The organism is Adlercreutzia sp. ZJ141 (genome assembly GCF_011038965.1).
Classification (GTDB): domain Bacteria; phylum Actinomycetota; class Coriobacteriia; order Coriobacteriales; family Eggerthellaceae; genus ZJ141.
On record NZ_JAAKEB010000010.1, the window covers coordinates 70,612 to 85,221 of the forward strand.

Consider the following 14,610-nt stretch of genomic DNA (forward strand, 5'->3'; position numbering starts at 1 on the left):
GCCATTGGAGACCCCTACCCATCGAACCGGTAATTCCCGATATGTAGCGTGTTGCAGTTTTCTGAGATTGCGCGTGTAGTGGGCACGGGTATGCCCTCGTTCACCCGCGCACGCACCTCGAAAGACAACTCCACATTGGCACCATCCAGCTGAATCAGTTGGCTCACGATTTCCTCCATGATGGTGCGAACGTCGCGGTTTACACGCGTGCTGTCCAGCTGCGCGCTCATGGTAAACGTCAGCGGTAGCTTCATCTGCTCGCCCGTGCGACTGCTGCCACCGGCGCTGCCGCTGGCAGTCTCGCCAATTCCACCAACTCTACCGCCCGCAGCGCCAGCACCTGACCCGACACCCGAAGAAATTCCGCCGAGCCCATCGAGCACCGCAGCACCGCCACTAGCAGCTTCGCGCTCCCGACGCTTCTGCTCGGCCTCGGCCCGTTCCTCTTTCTCACGCTCAATCTGATCCAGCGCTACTGCGGGTTTCACCAAGTAATCGCTCTGGTTGATGAATGGACGGGCCTCGCCAATCGTCAAGTCAAGGTAGCGATCTTCTCCCACGCCGGCCGCGATGCCGAAATACTCGCTTGAGGGCAATCCCTGCTTTATAGCTGTCTCAAGCACCGTGTAGTCTGTCAACCGCGGCAAGTAACAATACGTGCAAAGGTATTCCCATAGTTGCTTGATCTGAATGCGATCCGTGTCTTTCCAGAGCAGCCGGTCAAGCTCCATACGCAACAACGCGGGAGCCCATACAGAAATTGCCGCCTCGTTCGCAGCCAGCTTGCTCACAGCCCTGTGCACCACGTCCTGACCGCTGCCCGCAATGCGGTCGATTTCCCATGCGGTTTCCATTGACCCTGCCGACAAATCCACATTCGGAGCGATAAGCCAACTGTATGCCTCTTGGATACGCGTGGCCAGCGTCTGATCTGCGCGCTTCATGTTTGAGTCGGTTTCACGTTGCTGAGCCATGTCCAAATTCAGGCGCTCACGATCTTCCGATATGGACTTCCATGCTAAATAGGCACGCGATGCCTGCTCAACCGAACTCACCTGCCCAGCATCACAGGCAACGAATACCAGCATGTTTTTGTACTGCCGGGGTGCTGTTCCACGTGTTTGCAAAATCTCTCCAGCACGCTTCACCGCAGCAGAATCCTCAACGCCGCCGCGATGCGAGGCAGCCGGCGGAAGAACTACAAGTCGCAGCGCTTTTTCGTCGGGCACATCAAGCGAGCTCGCAGGACATACATGCAGCCCGGCAAGGGGGTCAACCTTGCTGAACGATTTGACCCTTTGCTCTATCTCGTACATCACATCGGCGCGATCGAGCTGCTGTGCCCTGTCCTCCATCGTTTTGCGCAACGTCGGGCGCGTGTCATACCAATACCGATTGCCATTACCATCACTATAGAGAAACGAAGATTTTCCCTGTAGAAGGCTCAGTGCATCGTTGAACACCGCAATGTTCTCCCCTGGTTGCACCACTCCCAAACGAATATGTGCACGCTCGATGCCTCGCGCAGTTTGCGCGCCCACATCGGGTGCCGATCCCAACATGATAGTGCGCGACACACGGCGCGCAGCGCACAGGTGACCGTAGCGAGTGTTCTCTTTATCGGTCTTAAAGGGCAACGAGTTTTTGCCGTCGATCTCTGAGTCTACAACGCCGTTCCAGTTCTCATCCAGATAACGCGTCAACTCATCTCGTACGCCTGACACGTTGAGGGGCAATGAACCAGGCATAATCATGGGGCTTGCATCCTGACTCATCCACAGTTCGTGAATTACCGCAGCCATCAGGCGCAGAACGCCACGTGTGCGCTGGAATCTCTCGAGTGTCGCCCAATCTTCATACAGGCGGTCAAACACTTCCGGGTGAATGGGGTAGCAACTTATCATGCGGTCGCGATATTCAAGTTCTTTGGCATCCACGGGAAAATCGGTCGTGTTTTCAGCATACATTCTGGAGAAAGCGTTGCACACCTCGTTACGTTTCGCCTCATTCTTGCAATTGAGAAAAAGACGTCGACGCACCACTTCAAAGCCCTCGTTGGCGCTGACCGGCTTCCAGATTGCCTCCATGCGCCCGAAGGTGTGCTCGATGGCCTCAAGTGCTCGCTGGCCGCTCTCGCCGCCGATCTCGCGCTCACTTTCGGGGATGGACGCCACTACCAAACTGCACTTGCTTGCCCGTGCGGCTTCGGTCAGCTCCTGAATGAAGGTGATGAAGTTGTCGAACGACCCCGCTGGCAGCCCGTCTACGCCGTAGAGTTTCTTGGCGTAGGCAACCAGTTCGTCTACCAGCACCAATGCGCATCCGCAGGCATTGAAAAGCTCAGCCAGCGCTTGTGAACCGGGAGACACGTGCTTGCGGTCGGCATCACGCACGAACTCATACAGTTCTGGCTTTCCGGCCGATTCAGCCAATTGGCACGCGATTTCACCCCAAATGGTGTTCACGGTAATGCCAGGCATTGTTTGCGGGCGGCGCGCTTTCGCCGGGTTCAGCGCCGTGCCCACAATAACAGCCACGTGCACCTTGGGTATTTCGGCAACCCCGGCTTCTTCAAGCACCGGCTTAGCGTTGGGAATCTGATCCACCAGTGAACGACTACGCAGCAGATGGTATAAAGCTAGCATGCTGTGCGTTTTACCTCCGCCGAAGGCGGTTTTCAGTTGAATGACGGGCTCGCCATCTTTGCCAGCTACGCGCTTGAGCGACTGCACCAGCAGTCCCTTCATGCCCTCGGTCACATACGTGCGACCGAAGAACTCCACCGGATCGCGATATTCAAGCGAGCCCTCGCTACGTGCCACCTGCGCCAGGTCGGCCGCAAACTCGGCGTTGCGATAGCGTCCCTCAGCTACGTCTTGGTGCGGCTCCATCACATCGCGCCAGCTGGGAAGCCCTACCACGGATGCTGTTTCAGCAGTGACTTTTTTCGATTTGACAGGTTGTGGAGCACTATTGCTTGTTATTGCAACGGAACCTTGGGTGCTGCCATAGCGAGCTTCACGTAGAAGTGCGTTGATGTCTGCTGCACCGTCTGGGTCAATTTGCTCGCAGAACCGTGACATGGTGTCAAGTGCACGCCATGTGTCGTTGTCGTTTATGTCCTGACTACCCCTGTGCGCCCATTTATTTCGTGTGGTGCGCAATTCATTCAGCCAAGTTCTGCAATCCTTCGAGAGTCTTTTGCGGAACACATCGTTCCATTGAATATCGGCCAACAACAGACACAGTGCAATGTCGAGTGAGTCAACCAGCGTTTCGTAGTCGCCCGACGTAGGCAGGTTTCGTTTCTGGTCCTCATACAGCTTATCTAGCACTCCCTCTTGCCACCAGCGTTCCTGCCCGTAGGCGAGGATGAACTCGCGCGCAACATAGGGGGCAAGTGAGTTGGTCAGAATGTCGAATCCCTTGGCAACCCGTACGTAATTCTCCATGATATCAACCCTCCTAGTCGCCGAAGATCAATTCTTCTTGCACGGGTGTCTCTGCCTGAAGTTGTGCCGCACGCGATTGAATCTCAGGCCACGACACCACCAGTGAGTTGTAGGCAAACGCCTCTTGGGTCCAGTTCTTTTTGTCTGCGATGGTAAACAGGCGGTAGGCCAGCGCCTTTGCGCTTTCTGCACGATTGTCCACTATGTCTCGCAGCAATGCCGCACAGGCATCTATTCCCCCGGTTTCCATAGCACGCGCGAGCTGCTGGGTGAACAACCATGTGAAACTTTTATCGACGCGTCCGTTCAGCTCGTCGCGCCCGAGCAGCCGCACCACTCCCTTGCTGGCGAAGAGCGCTCCCTTCTCTGCCAAGCCTTGAATAGATGTGTTCTTTGCGCGGGCGAGAATGTCTGCATCGCCAAACTTGATCTCATTGAACGCGCACTGCGTGTACAAATCCACGCAGAAGCGACTTTCGCGATCAAGGTCGCTGTCCTGATCGGAGAAGTACAGATCAAGCTCTTGGTTGATGATCTGAAGCGCCGAGCGCACCGTCATTTCAGAGCCATCGGCTTCAAGTACCTTGGAAAAGCGCGAGTACACGCCAATGCCAGGGCCAATGGCCGACTGAGCCATGTCAACAGGCGCGATATTGCTGGTCTGGAGCTTGTCGAGCGCAGGCTTCAGTTCGCGCTTGAGCGTGTTGACGAATTCACGCCGCGTCGCCATGGGCGCGTTGGCAGGACGCTTACGGCAAACGAGAACAATGGAGGAAGCGAGGGCGTTGGTACCGTTTCCGATTACACGCCCCTCCTTCTCTGTTCTGAGGGGCCATGTTCCTGTGATGGAGAATCCCGCTTTTATAACAGCAGAAAGCATCGTCTCCCAGCCAGTTGAAACCGTACTCTCTGCCCCGTCTGAAGTCTCCGTTTCTTTTTCTTTAAAGCCGTAGTAGATCGTAGCCGGAACATCACTTCTTACATACTCATGAACCTGCTGAAAAGCACGGTACATGCCGTCCTCGAAAAAGGCCTTGGCACCATCTTTTCCTCGATTATCTCTGTATGGCGTAGCGACCAGCTCTTCCGATTTCGGCACGAGCATCGTACTGAATAGCTTCGGGTAGGTCTTGCGCAACGACTGCCTCAGCCAGACGTAGAAGTAGTCTGACAAATCCGCATAACCTATATTGTCGTAATATGGCGGGTCAGCCGAAACAACATTATTTCGCATGCCATTGTCGCTCTGTGCATCCCATTGTCTCGCTTGGCCTTCGATGCTATGCGTCGGTAAACCACCAAACGCCTTTAACATTCGCCTAAACAGACTAGCAAAACTGCCACTTGAGTCGCAGAAAGGATTGCTTTCTGCATAATCCCACACCATGGGTATCGCCTGACGAGCAAAGACGTTTCTCATTTGCGAATTCGTCGCGTTCCATCCGCATACAGATGAATTATGATTAGCAAGTTGATCTACAAGAAACGCCAGATAGACGCCGATGGCTTCGCCGCGGGCTTTTGCGCCGGTGCCGCCGTCGGCAAGACCAATGCCGTCGTCTGGAACCCCGGCTTTTACCGCATCCTCATAGGCTTTCTCTTGCGCTTCATGGACAAGTTCGCTAAACGTAGTCAATGCCGTCAGCTGCCTGTTGGTGAATAGATCTGAAAGACAACTAAATCCATACGCAGGAGGGCTAAACCAACGAGGATTCTTGCATATTTCACCGCCAGGATACTCATCTGGTCGCTTCACTTGCGCTGCGACGTTTTGAACATTGTCTGACGCAAGATAAACCCTGCCTTTCTTTCCCTCGGCAACAATAGCCATTAGTCGCGAACCTATAAGACCAGCATGACCCTCGGACCTGATGTGCTCGTTACTATAAGCCTGTCCACAGAATAGACAAGAAGCACCTTTGCGCAAAATGACAGTCCCTTCGCGCTGGCTCTTTCCTGGCTTCACCTCAAAACGCATTTCCCCATTGTCCACGATGGGCTCAACGTGGTGCTCTTTGCCCTTCTTCTTGGACAGGTCGAAGGAACGCACCAGCGCCGTCTCATGCCCGCATGCAGGGTTTGGGCATTTTACGGTGCGTGCCCAAATCCATGCGATGACCGTTGCTTCTCCGCCACCTTGTTCGGCGGGGACTTTCACTTTGGGGTACAGGTGCCCTATGCGCTTGAACGCCTCTTCTTTCATCCAGTTTCCGTAGTATTCAACATCGGACGCAAGGCCCGTATTGCCTTCCCAACTTTCCCAAGCAGATCTTTGTTGAGCATCGGGATTTACTGCCGCCTGGCCCGCAAACTTAGGCGGAATCTCAATCATTGCCTTGTTGATGGTGACGGCAACGGGGTTCAGATCTTGCGCATACGCGTCAAGTCCCAAACGCTGCGCCTCAAGCGGAATGGCACCGCCACCCGCAAATGGATCGAGCAGTTTGATGGGCTCATCCCCCATGCTCTTGCGTATTTCCGCCTTCGCGGCATCAAGTACGCGCTGGTTGTTCGAATTCTCCCACACCACCAGCTCTTCTAAGATTTTGAAAAGGCGCTCGCGTTCGGCGTTTTGCGCTTCTTCGGTTGGAAATTGTTCTGGGTGACTCGACGGGTCATCAACCAAAGATGCCCAAATAACAGCCCGCGCCGCAGCCAACGGCCGTCGCGCCCACCACAAATGAAGCGTGGAAGGATGCCCGTGGCGAATAGACTTCTCGCGCGCCGACGCCACATTGATGGCATCAAGCGGCAGTGCAACTTCAATGAGCTTCTTCACTGCCATGTATCGGTCCTCTCTAAGACGACCTCAGCGGACTCAATGAGTCGTCCTGTATCGTAATTGACACTGTTCTCAGCAAACGATGGCGCACGCAGTGCGGGGCGCTTTAAGTAGGTTGTCTTGGTGGAGTAGCCTTCGACTTCAACAATAGCGAGCAGCCACCCGTCGGGCTTGTTGAGGGCACACAGTATTTCGTTCTTCGTCAGCGTGACGGAGTCGCCGCCAGCGATGCGCCCCTTCACCTCTATCATGCGAGTCACCGGGTCATTGCCGTTGCGCATGTTGTCGGGTACACGACTGAAGATGTCGTAGCCTATTCCACGCTGCTCGCTCACGTCCTTGGGGTCATACCCCAGCTCCCGCTCTATCGCCATAATGGCATCCATGGCGGCAAGTTCGGTCTTGCGTTTGGCTGCAGCGTCAACACTCTGGCCGTTCGGGTCTGCGGTTGCAGCTGGGTGCAGCATCGATGCTGGCATCACAAGAGCGCCCCCTACCACGCGCGGCGGCATGGGGCTTAACTGCTTCTGGCGCTCCAACTGATCCATGCGTCTCTGCAGGCGCTCGGCTAGCTCGTTCGCACGACGCTCGGCTTGCTTCGAGTTCAGGCGGGCGTTTCGCTTGCCCGCATGCTCACGGTCGGCGAGTTCTCCCGCGCGATAGTCCCAATAGTTGATTTCGGCACGAAGGCGTGCATCCACGGCCTTCTGCACCTTTGCAACTTGAGCGAGCGTTCGCTTGCGCACTTCGTCAATATGCTCGGGAATGATGTTACGGATGGCGAATTCGGTGGCTATTTTGTCTGGGTCGCTTTCCAACCATCCCAGTTCCTCGGCGAACACGCTTCCTATCGACGCACGTTCCGTCTCAGTCGCCGGACGATAATCCAGATACGGCGCATATCCCGCATCGAACGTATTACCGTCGTAGTCTATTTCCACGAAGTGCACCGCACGACTCACGGTCTTCTTGGTGCCGTCGGGCAGCACGGTTCCATCCTGTATAGCGCTTTCCACGTAGAACAGGAAGCGCGGTGTGTCGGCAGCCTCGTCGTCATCTATAAGAACGGCCCCTTGCCGCAGAACCCCCAGGCTCTGTTCAAGGATGACCGATACCGTAGCGTCGAGCAGTGGATGTCCAGGACACACGAGGTCAGCGATTACGCCGCCGGGTACTTGCATGCGCTCCTTCTCGAAACAGATGCGCTCGTAGCTGCGCAGCACCGGGTCGGCGATGCCGATGCGCATATCGTGACTGCGCACGTTAAATGGCACCTTCAAAACCTCGTAGCGCCCGTCCTCACGCTCGGATATACGACCGCCCAACCGATGCATAGCTTCCACGAAGAACGCCTCGATGAAGTGCGGCTCCAGCTTTCGGGCCTCCATGCGCTCCATGTCTTCTTTTATTTTCATCACGGAGTGCACGTCCATCACGTCAGAGGTGAGCGCGTATTCTTCAAGCAGCCGCTTCAATGCGTCGCCATCGAGCGAACTGTCGACCACCTGATTCAGTCGGTCACGCACGTCGGCCCTATCACCGTAGCGAATTGCTTCTACCAAGAGCTCACGCAGCGGCTTGTCTTCGAAGGTCACACGCCCCAAGATATCGAACACACGCCCGCCCAATGCGGCACGTTCCTCTTCGAGCTTCTGGAACAGTCGGTCGAACACCTGGCCCTCTCGTGTCTCCTTTGCCACAAGGTTCCACAAGTGACATACCTCGGTTTGGCCGATGCGGTGTACACGTCCGAAACGTTGCTCAATGCGGTTGGGGTTCCACGGCAAGTCGTAGTTCACCATCAGGTGTGCGCGCTGCAAGTTTATGCCTTCGCCGGCAGCATCGGTCGCCACCAGAATGCGCACGTTCTTGTCCTGCTTGAACAGCTCTTCAGCTTTGTGGCGCTCATCGCGCGGCATGCCACCTTTGATGGTTAGCACCGCGTCAGGCGAGCCCAGCAACTGACGTATCTTGGTGGCAAGGTACTCCAGCGTGTCCTTGTGCTCGGTGAACACAATCAGTTTTTCACGCTTGCCGTTTGGTCCGAACATGTCGGAGTTGTCCTGCAGCAGACGAGAAAGTTCGTCCCATTTGCGATCTTCCCCGCTCATGCGAACCTCGTTGGCCTTGCGTTCCAAGGCTCTCAGCGTCGCAATCTCAGCTTCGAGTTCAGCTGCAGTGGCGGAAGCTGACGCCGTGTCGATAACAGTGTCCTCCATACCTTCGAGCTCTTCGGCCGTGTAGTCGTCTTCATCGAAGTCCTCTCCGAACTGGCTGAACACGGTCGCATAGGAGCCGGTACCATTCGCTTGGTCACGCACTTCAATCAATCGCGACTCAAGGCGTTCCCTGCGGCGACGGAGCGACTGGTAGATGGCCTCGGGCGAAGACGCCAGCCTACGCTGCAAAATGGTAAGCGCGAACCCGACGCTATTCTTTCGCTTGCCATCCAATCGATCGGCGCGGTTGAACTCCTCGGTCACGTAGTTCGTTACCATCGCGTACAGGTCGGCCTCTGCGGGTGAGAGTGTGTAGGTGACAGTCTGCGCCCGGCGCTCAGGAAAGAGCGGGCGTCCGTCGAAGCGGAGCAACTCTTCTTTCACCAGGCGACGCATCACGTCAGAAACGTCGAAGTCGGGTTTTAACACTTTTACGGGAGCGTTGCGGGTGGATGCGTCAGGCGACACTAATTCACGTGGCTTTTGCTTGCGATGTCGTGCTCCTTCGAAGCGATCACGGTCAATGAGCGCCATGAATAACTGGAAGTCCTCAGGCTTGCCGTTATGAGGTGTTGCTGTCATCAGCAGTAGGTTCTCGGTCGTTTCACCTAAAAGCTGCCCTAATTGGTAGCGCTTCGTGTACTTTACTTCGCCACCGAACACAGTCGCGCTCATTTTGTGCGCCTCGTCGACAACCACAAGATCCCAAGTCGTGTCACGCAGAAGTGCCTGAACATCATCACTGCGCGATAGCTTATCCAAACGAGCGATACAAAGGTCGTGCTCCTTAAACGCATTGCGCGTAACCGATGCCTCCAAGAGGTCGTTTGTCAGAATTGTGAACTTGAGGTTGAACTTGCGGTATAGCTCATCTTGCCACTGTTCCACCAGGTTGCCCGGACATACGATAAGGCAACGCTTCAGGTCGCCGCGAGCCAGCATCTCTTTCACCAAAAGCCCTGCCATAATGGTCTTGCCGGCACCCGGATCGTCGGCAAGCACGTAGCGAAGCGGCATCTTTGGCAGCATATTCTGGTACACGGCCGATATCTGGTGCGGAAGCGGATCGATGGCCGATGTTCGCACCGCAAGGTATGGATCGAAAAGATGCGCCAGGTTGATGCGATACGCCTCGGAGACCAGCTTCAGTTCTCCCGGGTCGGCGTCGAACGTCCACTGCGATGAGCTGACAAGCTGAAGGTTGGGTTCCATATCGCGATAGAGCATTGTCTCACCAAGAACGTTGTCCTCGGTGCGATACGTGAGCGTGAGTGCGCAGTTTCCGTACCACTCTACGGCAACGGTAGTCACAACTTTGTCGCCAACTACGCCAGTGAGCTGGCTTCCTACTCGAATATCTTCAAGCTTAGCCATTTTTGCGCTCGTTCTTCTCGGCACGCTTCTGAAGCTCGGCAAACGCGTCGGCGTCCATGAGCACCAGGTGTTCGGTGCCGTTCTTCGAGAGGTAGATAGGTTCGCGCGTCTCCTTGGCAAGCGTGGTGAGTTCGCCGATTCTGCGCTGCAGGTGCGAGACAGGTCGTATCGTAGCCATTAATGTCAACCTTTCCGCATATGAATATTAATACAGCACATCATACATAAAGTCATCAGCACAGAGAAGGTCGAGAATGTCAGTGACAAGATAATCCCATGCGGATGAAAGAAACACACCGACACCGAGAAGAACATGCCATCGCAGAGAAAGCCACGGCGCTCACGAACATTGACATCGCGCTTGCATCGTTAAGACGTATTTGCCGCCTGTGCCGATTCCCACGGCTCATCACCCAGCAGCCATCGTAAGCCACCAGTAAGCCCAGCCCAAAAACGCTCACCTGCTACCGCACCCCAACAGTGTAGGCTGACGGCGAAGCGAGACTGTTGACTAGATGAAAGAGTGGTAACGCAGGTGGTACAATCGTTTGACTCAAAACCGCGAGATTACCGCCCATAAAACTGCCAGGAGAACCTGATGAGCAATGTTTTAAACCCACAAGCGAACACATTTGAAGAAACCGTGCAGTGGCTGCGCGCCGGCAAGGCGGCGGTGTTTCCTACCGACACCGTATATGGGTTGGGCGTTTCGGTGATGCATGCGCACGGCCTTAGCGCGCTCTACGACCTGAAGCAACGCGATGCGGGCAAGCCTATCGCGTGGTTAGTGGGAGGTGTTTTCGACCTTAACCGCTACGGGCTCGATGTTCCCGATTACGCGCATGACCTAGCGCAACGTTTTTGGCCCGGAGCTTTAACGCTCATTGTGCGCGCATCGGATGCGGTACCGCGCGCGTTTGTTTCTTCATCGGGCAGCGTTGGGCTGCGCATGCCCGCAAGCGACATTACTATCGCGCTCATTGACGCCGTAGGGTCGCCTCTTGCCACCACCAGCGCGAATCTGTCAGGATGCGCCGACACGGGTCAATTTGATAACCTAGACGCCACCTTGCTGCAGCAAGCAGGGTGCGCGCTGCGCGACGACGCACCGAAAAGCGGCTTGGCCTCAACCGTGGTCGACTGCACAGGAGAAAAGCCTGTGGTGCTGCGTGCAGGCGGCGTTGATATGAACTCTGGGAGCTCGGATTCTTCTATTGGGTCATGAGGGACAATAGCCTACGTCCCCGTTGTCCTTCTATTGGGTCATGAGGGACAATAGCCTACGTCCCCGTTGTCCTGCACGGCGTGCCACAACGCTACACGAGCGCATACTTCCGTTTGATTCGCTCGAGCTTGGCACGCCACGGCACATAGAGCGCCGCCAAAAACGCAACCGTAGCCGCACCGTGAATGCAATCGAAGGGAACGGCCGCCACAAACGCCGCAACAACCGCCGGCCACGTGATGGGATGCACGTAGCCAATAACATACCACCCGTTCAGCAGCATCCCGTACAGGAGCGCCGACGCGAAGCCGTACACCAGCACAACGGACGTTCGGTTAAACGCACCCGTGCGTGCCAGTACGCCAGCCACGTACCCAACAAGACCCCACGCGTACATCTGCCAAGGAGTCCACGGGCCTTGCCCAAAGAAGAAGTTCGACACCAGCGCCGCGAGCGCGCCTACCATAAAGCCGCATCGTCGGCCGAACACCGCTCCGGCCACAATACAAATAGCCGACACCGGTTTCACGTCGGGCACCGGCGCGAACAGCACCCGACCAGCAGCGGCGAGCGCCGCGAGTACCACCGTGGGCATGATCTGCCGCAACGCAGGACGGCTTACCTCAAACCCCGCAAAGAAGAGTCCCACCGCTGCGACAACAATAAATAGAGTGAGCGCCGCCGTCTGATCAATCTGTACATACGCACATACAATAAGCGATACCGGCACAGCACTAAGCACCGCAGGTTCAGCGACGCGTGAAAGGAAGTGCTTGACGCGGTTCATGGGCGCTCCTTTTCGCGATTCCCCGCACATCCGCACATTGACACACGCTCACACGTGGCCGCATGCTCTTCCGCAAGCCTGTACCCTTCCTCAACCACCTGTGCGTTATCGGCCGCCGCCGCTCGATCTTCCACGCCGTCGGCTGCCGTGTGATCTTCCGCACCGTCAGCTACTGCATGATCTTCCGTACCGTCAGCTACTGCTGCGGCCGCTGTGCGAGCATCCCACAGACGTGCGAGCTCATCGACAGGCGGACAGTAGAACAAGTTGTCAGAGAAAAAATCGGCGGCGGGCTGGGTGCATGCGTTTTGTCCATCGAACAGCAGGGTTATCGTATCGGCAATGCGCGCCGCAAACGACAGGTCGTGCGTGGCCAGAAGCACCGTTGCGCCCGAGCGGGCGCGCTTTGCAATAAGCGTTGCCACGAGCAACTTCGTAGGGGCATCAAGACCCTTTGTTGGCTCATCGAGCAGTAGCAGGCTGGGGTTCGTGAGCAGCAGTTTCGCCAAGGCGAGCAGCTGCTGCTGTCCGCCGGATAGATCATACGGGTGGGCACTCACGCGATGGGTTAAACCAATGGAGGCAAGCATCTTGTCAATGGCGGCATCGCTGTATCCTGCGCTGCGCTGCCACTCACGCAACTCATCGAGCACGGTGTCGCACACGAACAGCGCTTTCGGGTTCTGCGGAAGTAGCGCCTGGGAATCATGCAGGCGGTTTTCCACTCGTCCGCGCACTGGACGCACGATGTGTGCAACAGTATGAAGCAGCGTTGTCTTACCGCATCCGTTGCCGCCGATGAGTGCATGCACCGACCCTTCTAAAACCCGCAGGTCAAGCCCGCGTAGCACAAAATCGGACTGATCGTAGCGCATGTACACATCGCGACAGATGATGGCGTCAGCACAGGTGGAGACGGCTCGGCTGGCGACATCGGTGTGGGTGGTGACGCCGACGGCGTGGGTGGTAGCGACGTCGCTGGCGTCAGCATCGGCGTGGGTGGCAACGACAACTCGGGTGGCTGCCAAAGGCGCAGAAACAGCCGACGCCGCAGCAGTGCAGGCAGTTTCCGGACAGTTGCCGAATGCGCCACGCGAGCCTTCCGACACCGAACCTTCCACCCGCCGGACACAAACGCGCCCATCGGCCAGATGAGCCAGGTGTGTGGCATACGGCAGCATAGCCTCAGGCGAGTGCGTCGCAACAACCACGGTCATACCAAGCTCGCGGTTTACGCGGAAGAGCGCATGAAGAAATGTCTTCTCGGCTATAGGATCAAGCTGAGATGTAGGCTCATCGAGCAACAGCACGCTCGGACGCAACGCCAGGGTGCTGGCAAGCGCGAGCACTTGCCGCTGACCACCAGACAACTCGTCAACACGGCGGCGAAACCACGGCTCGATACCAAAAAAGTGCGCCACTTCGGCAACGCGGCGGTGCATAACGTCGGGCGCAACCCCTACGTTCTCCAGTCCGAACGCCATCTCACGCCACACCGTATCGCACACCATCTGGCTTTCGGGGCTCTGCGCCACATACCCAATGCGAGCCGCCGCTTCAAAGCAACTCAAATGCTCGATCGGTTGCCCCAAAACCAGCAGGTCGCCCGACCGGCGACCCACAGGCGCAATCGAGGGCTTGCAGCTACGCAAAAGCGTCGTCTTGCCACTACCCGTGCCGCCCGTTAGCACGTGAAACTCGCCGTGTGACACACACCAATTAATGGGGCCAACACCAGCTGTTTCCAGCCGTTCGCCCGCGCCTTTCCGCAGGTCAGACGACCCGTCTTGATCATCGGGCGGTTCGGGATACGAGAAGCAAAACTCCCGCAGTTCAAGTGCCAATTCGCTGCTCATAGCGCATGCTCCTTCGTCTTCACGCCCGCAACCCACAAAAACGGTAGCGCTCCATACAACGCAAACGGCACGCAATACCACACTGGCTCGATCCCAGAAACAACCGGGTAGAACGAAAACGCGCGACATACCTGCCAACACATCAGCGCCGCTGCAGCGGCTACTATCAGAAGTGCGACAAGCACCAGCGCATCAGCAGTGCGGAAGCGTTCGCGCACGTACGCTGTGCGCCGTTTTGCAGCACCCCACCCGCGCGCTTTCATAGCGTCAGCCGTAGTAAGCGAGTCTTCCATACTCCATCCCAAAAGAACGCTCGACAAACGAAATGCATCGCGCATGCGCTCGCGTCGACCGAGCGTGCGGTGCGGACGCGCCGACGTACACGCTCGCTGCGCCGAGTCGATAACGCGACCCTGACGAACAAGCTGGGGAACAAGTTTCATGGTCATCGACAGCATAAGCCCAACAACAGGGGCAACGCCGCCAAACAGCTGCATAACCTTATCGGCCGACAGCACGCGCGCGGCATTTGCGAACGTGATGAGCATGCCAACGAGAGCGAACCCCATACACGCACCATAGAGCAAGCTTTCCGCATAGACCGCACGAAATCCAATGCGGAAAAGCTCCGTTGAACCCGATGCGGAAAAAAGCGGATTTACAACCGCAATAACGGCCACCAGGGGAAGCTGCCATGCGAGCGAACGAGCCACTTCCCTGCCGCCCCTGATTAACGCGCCTTGAGCAAGGGAAATGGCGAAGAACAACGCCGTGACAACCGGTTGGAAGGAAAGCATACCAACGAGCAGTAGCACCAGCCAATACACGAGCGAAACAACAGGATGAAGCACGTCGAAGCACGCGCACGCACCCCGACCGGCGTCGGAAAAAGCACTGCGTTGCATGTCGCGCGCG

Annotated in this window: 8 protein-coding genes; 1 reads left to right on the top strand and 7 read right to left on the bottom strand. The window is 56.7% G+C overall.

Annotated elements, in window-relative coordinates; genetic code table 11:
* Positions 1-14: 14 nt before the first annotated feature.
* From G7Y44_RS06490 to G7Y44_RS06505, 4 genes are read right to left on the bottom strand one after another with little or no spacing between them, the layout of a single operon-like run.
* Positions 15-3,452, bottom strand: coding sequence for a DUF499 domain-containing protein (locus tag G7Y44_RS06490; protein ID WP_206214419.1), 3,438 nt, complete (start codon positions 3,450-3,452; stop codon positions 15-17).
* A gap of 13 nt (positions 3,453-3,465) precedes the next feature.
* A complete protein-coding gene (locus tag G7Y44_RS06495) occupies positions 3,466-6,237 on the bottom strand; it encodes a DUF1156 domain-containing protein (RefSeq protein ID WP_165248464.1) in 2,772 nt (923 codons plus the stop codon).
* On the bottom strand, positions 6,228-9,827 hold the full coding sequence (locus G7Y44_RS06500) for a helicase-related protein (protein ID WP_165248465.1): 3,600 nt from the start codon (positions 9,825-9,827) through the stop codon (positions 6,228-6,230). The genes G7Y44_RS06495 and G7Y44_RS06500 overlap by 10 nt, the downstream gene beginning before the upstream one ends.
* Positions 9,820-10,005, bottom strand: coding sequence for a type II toxin-antitoxin system prevent-host-death family antitoxin (locus G7Y44_RS06505; protein WP_165248467.1), 186 nt, complete (start codon positions 10,003-10,005; stop codon positions 9,820-9,822). Before G7Y44_RS06505 ends, G7Y44_RS06500 begins: the two co-directional genes overlap by 8 nt.
* A gap of 420 nt (positions 10,006-10,425) precedes the next feature.
* Here G7Y44_RS06505 and G7Y44_RS06510 point away from each other — a divergent pair, with 420 nt between their 5' ends.
* The gene (locus tag G7Y44_RS06510) at positions 10,426-11,052 is read left to right on the top strand and encodes an L-threonylcarbamoyladenylate synthase (RefSeq protein WP_165248469.1); all 627 of its coding nucleotides are present in this window, start codon (positions 10,426-10,428) and stop codon (positions 11,050-11,052) included.
* A 91-nt stretch (positions 11,053-11,143) separates the two neighbouring features.
* On the opposite strand, the gene G7Y44_RS06515 is transcribed toward G7Y44_RS06510, so the two are convergent.
* The 3 genes from G7Y44_RS06515 to G7Y44_RS06525 are packed head-to-tail and all read right to left on the bottom strand — an operon-like array spanning position 11,144 to position 14,600.
* Positions 11,144-11,839 carry an ECF transporter S component gene (locus tag G7Y44_RS06515; protein ID WP_165248471.1) on the bottom strand — a complete coding sequence of 232 codons (696 nt, stop codon included), beginning with the start codon at positions 11,837-11,839 and terminating at the stop codon, positions 11,144-11,146.
* Positions 11,836-13,695 (bottom strand): ATP-binding cassette domain-containing protein, encoded by a 1,860-nt coding sequence (locus G7Y44_RS10505; RefSeq protein WP_305793584.1) that lies wholly within the window; start codon positions 13,693-13,695, stop codon positions 11,836-11,838. Before G7Y44_RS10505 ends, G7Y44_RS06515 begins: the two co-directional genes overlap by 4 nt.
* Positions 13,692-14,600, bottom strand: coding sequence for an energy-coupling factor transporter transmembrane component T family protein (locus G7Y44_RS06525; RefSeq protein ID WP_165248473.1), 909 nt, complete (start codon positions 14,598-14,600; stop codon positions 13,692-13,694). The genes G7Y44_RS10505 and G7Y44_RS06525 overlap by 4 nt, the downstream gene beginning before the upstream one ends.
* Positions 14,601-14,610: the final 10 nt, after the last annotated feature.

Bases quoted from the DNA above. Each gene is read 5' to 3' on its own strand.
- G7Y44_RS06490 (WP_206214419.1), bottom strand. From the start codon at position 3,452: ATGGAGAATTACGTACGGGTTGCCAAGGGATTCGACATTCTGACCAAC.
- G7Y44_RS06495 (WP_165248464.1), bottom strand. From the start codon at position 6,237: ATGGCAGTGAAGAAGCTCATTGAAGTTGCACTGCCGCTTGATGCCATC.
- G7Y44_RS06500 (WP_165248465.1), bottom strand. From the start codon at position 9,827: ATGGCTAAGCTTGAAGATATTCGAGTAGGAAGCCAGCTCACTGGCGTA.
- G7Y44_RS06505 (WP_165248467.1), bottom strand. From the start codon at position 10,005: ATGGCTACGATACGACCTGTCTCGCACCTGCAGCGCAGAATCGGCGAA.
- G7Y44_RS06510 (WP_165248469.1), top strand. From the start codon at position 10,426: ATGAGCAATGTTTTAAACCCACAAGCGAACACATTTGAAGAAACCGTG.
- G7Y44_RS06515 (WP_165248471.1), bottom strand. From the start codon at position 11,839: ATGAACCGCGTCAAGCACTTCCTTTCACGCGTCGCTGAACCTGCGGTG.
- G7Y44_RS10505 (WP_305793584.1), bottom strand. From the start codon at position 13,695: ATGAGCAGCGAATTGGCACTTGAACTGCGGGAGTTTTGCTTCTCGTAT.
- G7Y44_RS06525 (WP_165248473.1), bottom strand. From the start codon at position 14,600: ATGCAACGCAGTGCTTTTTCCGACGCCGGTCGGGGTGCGTGCGCGTGC.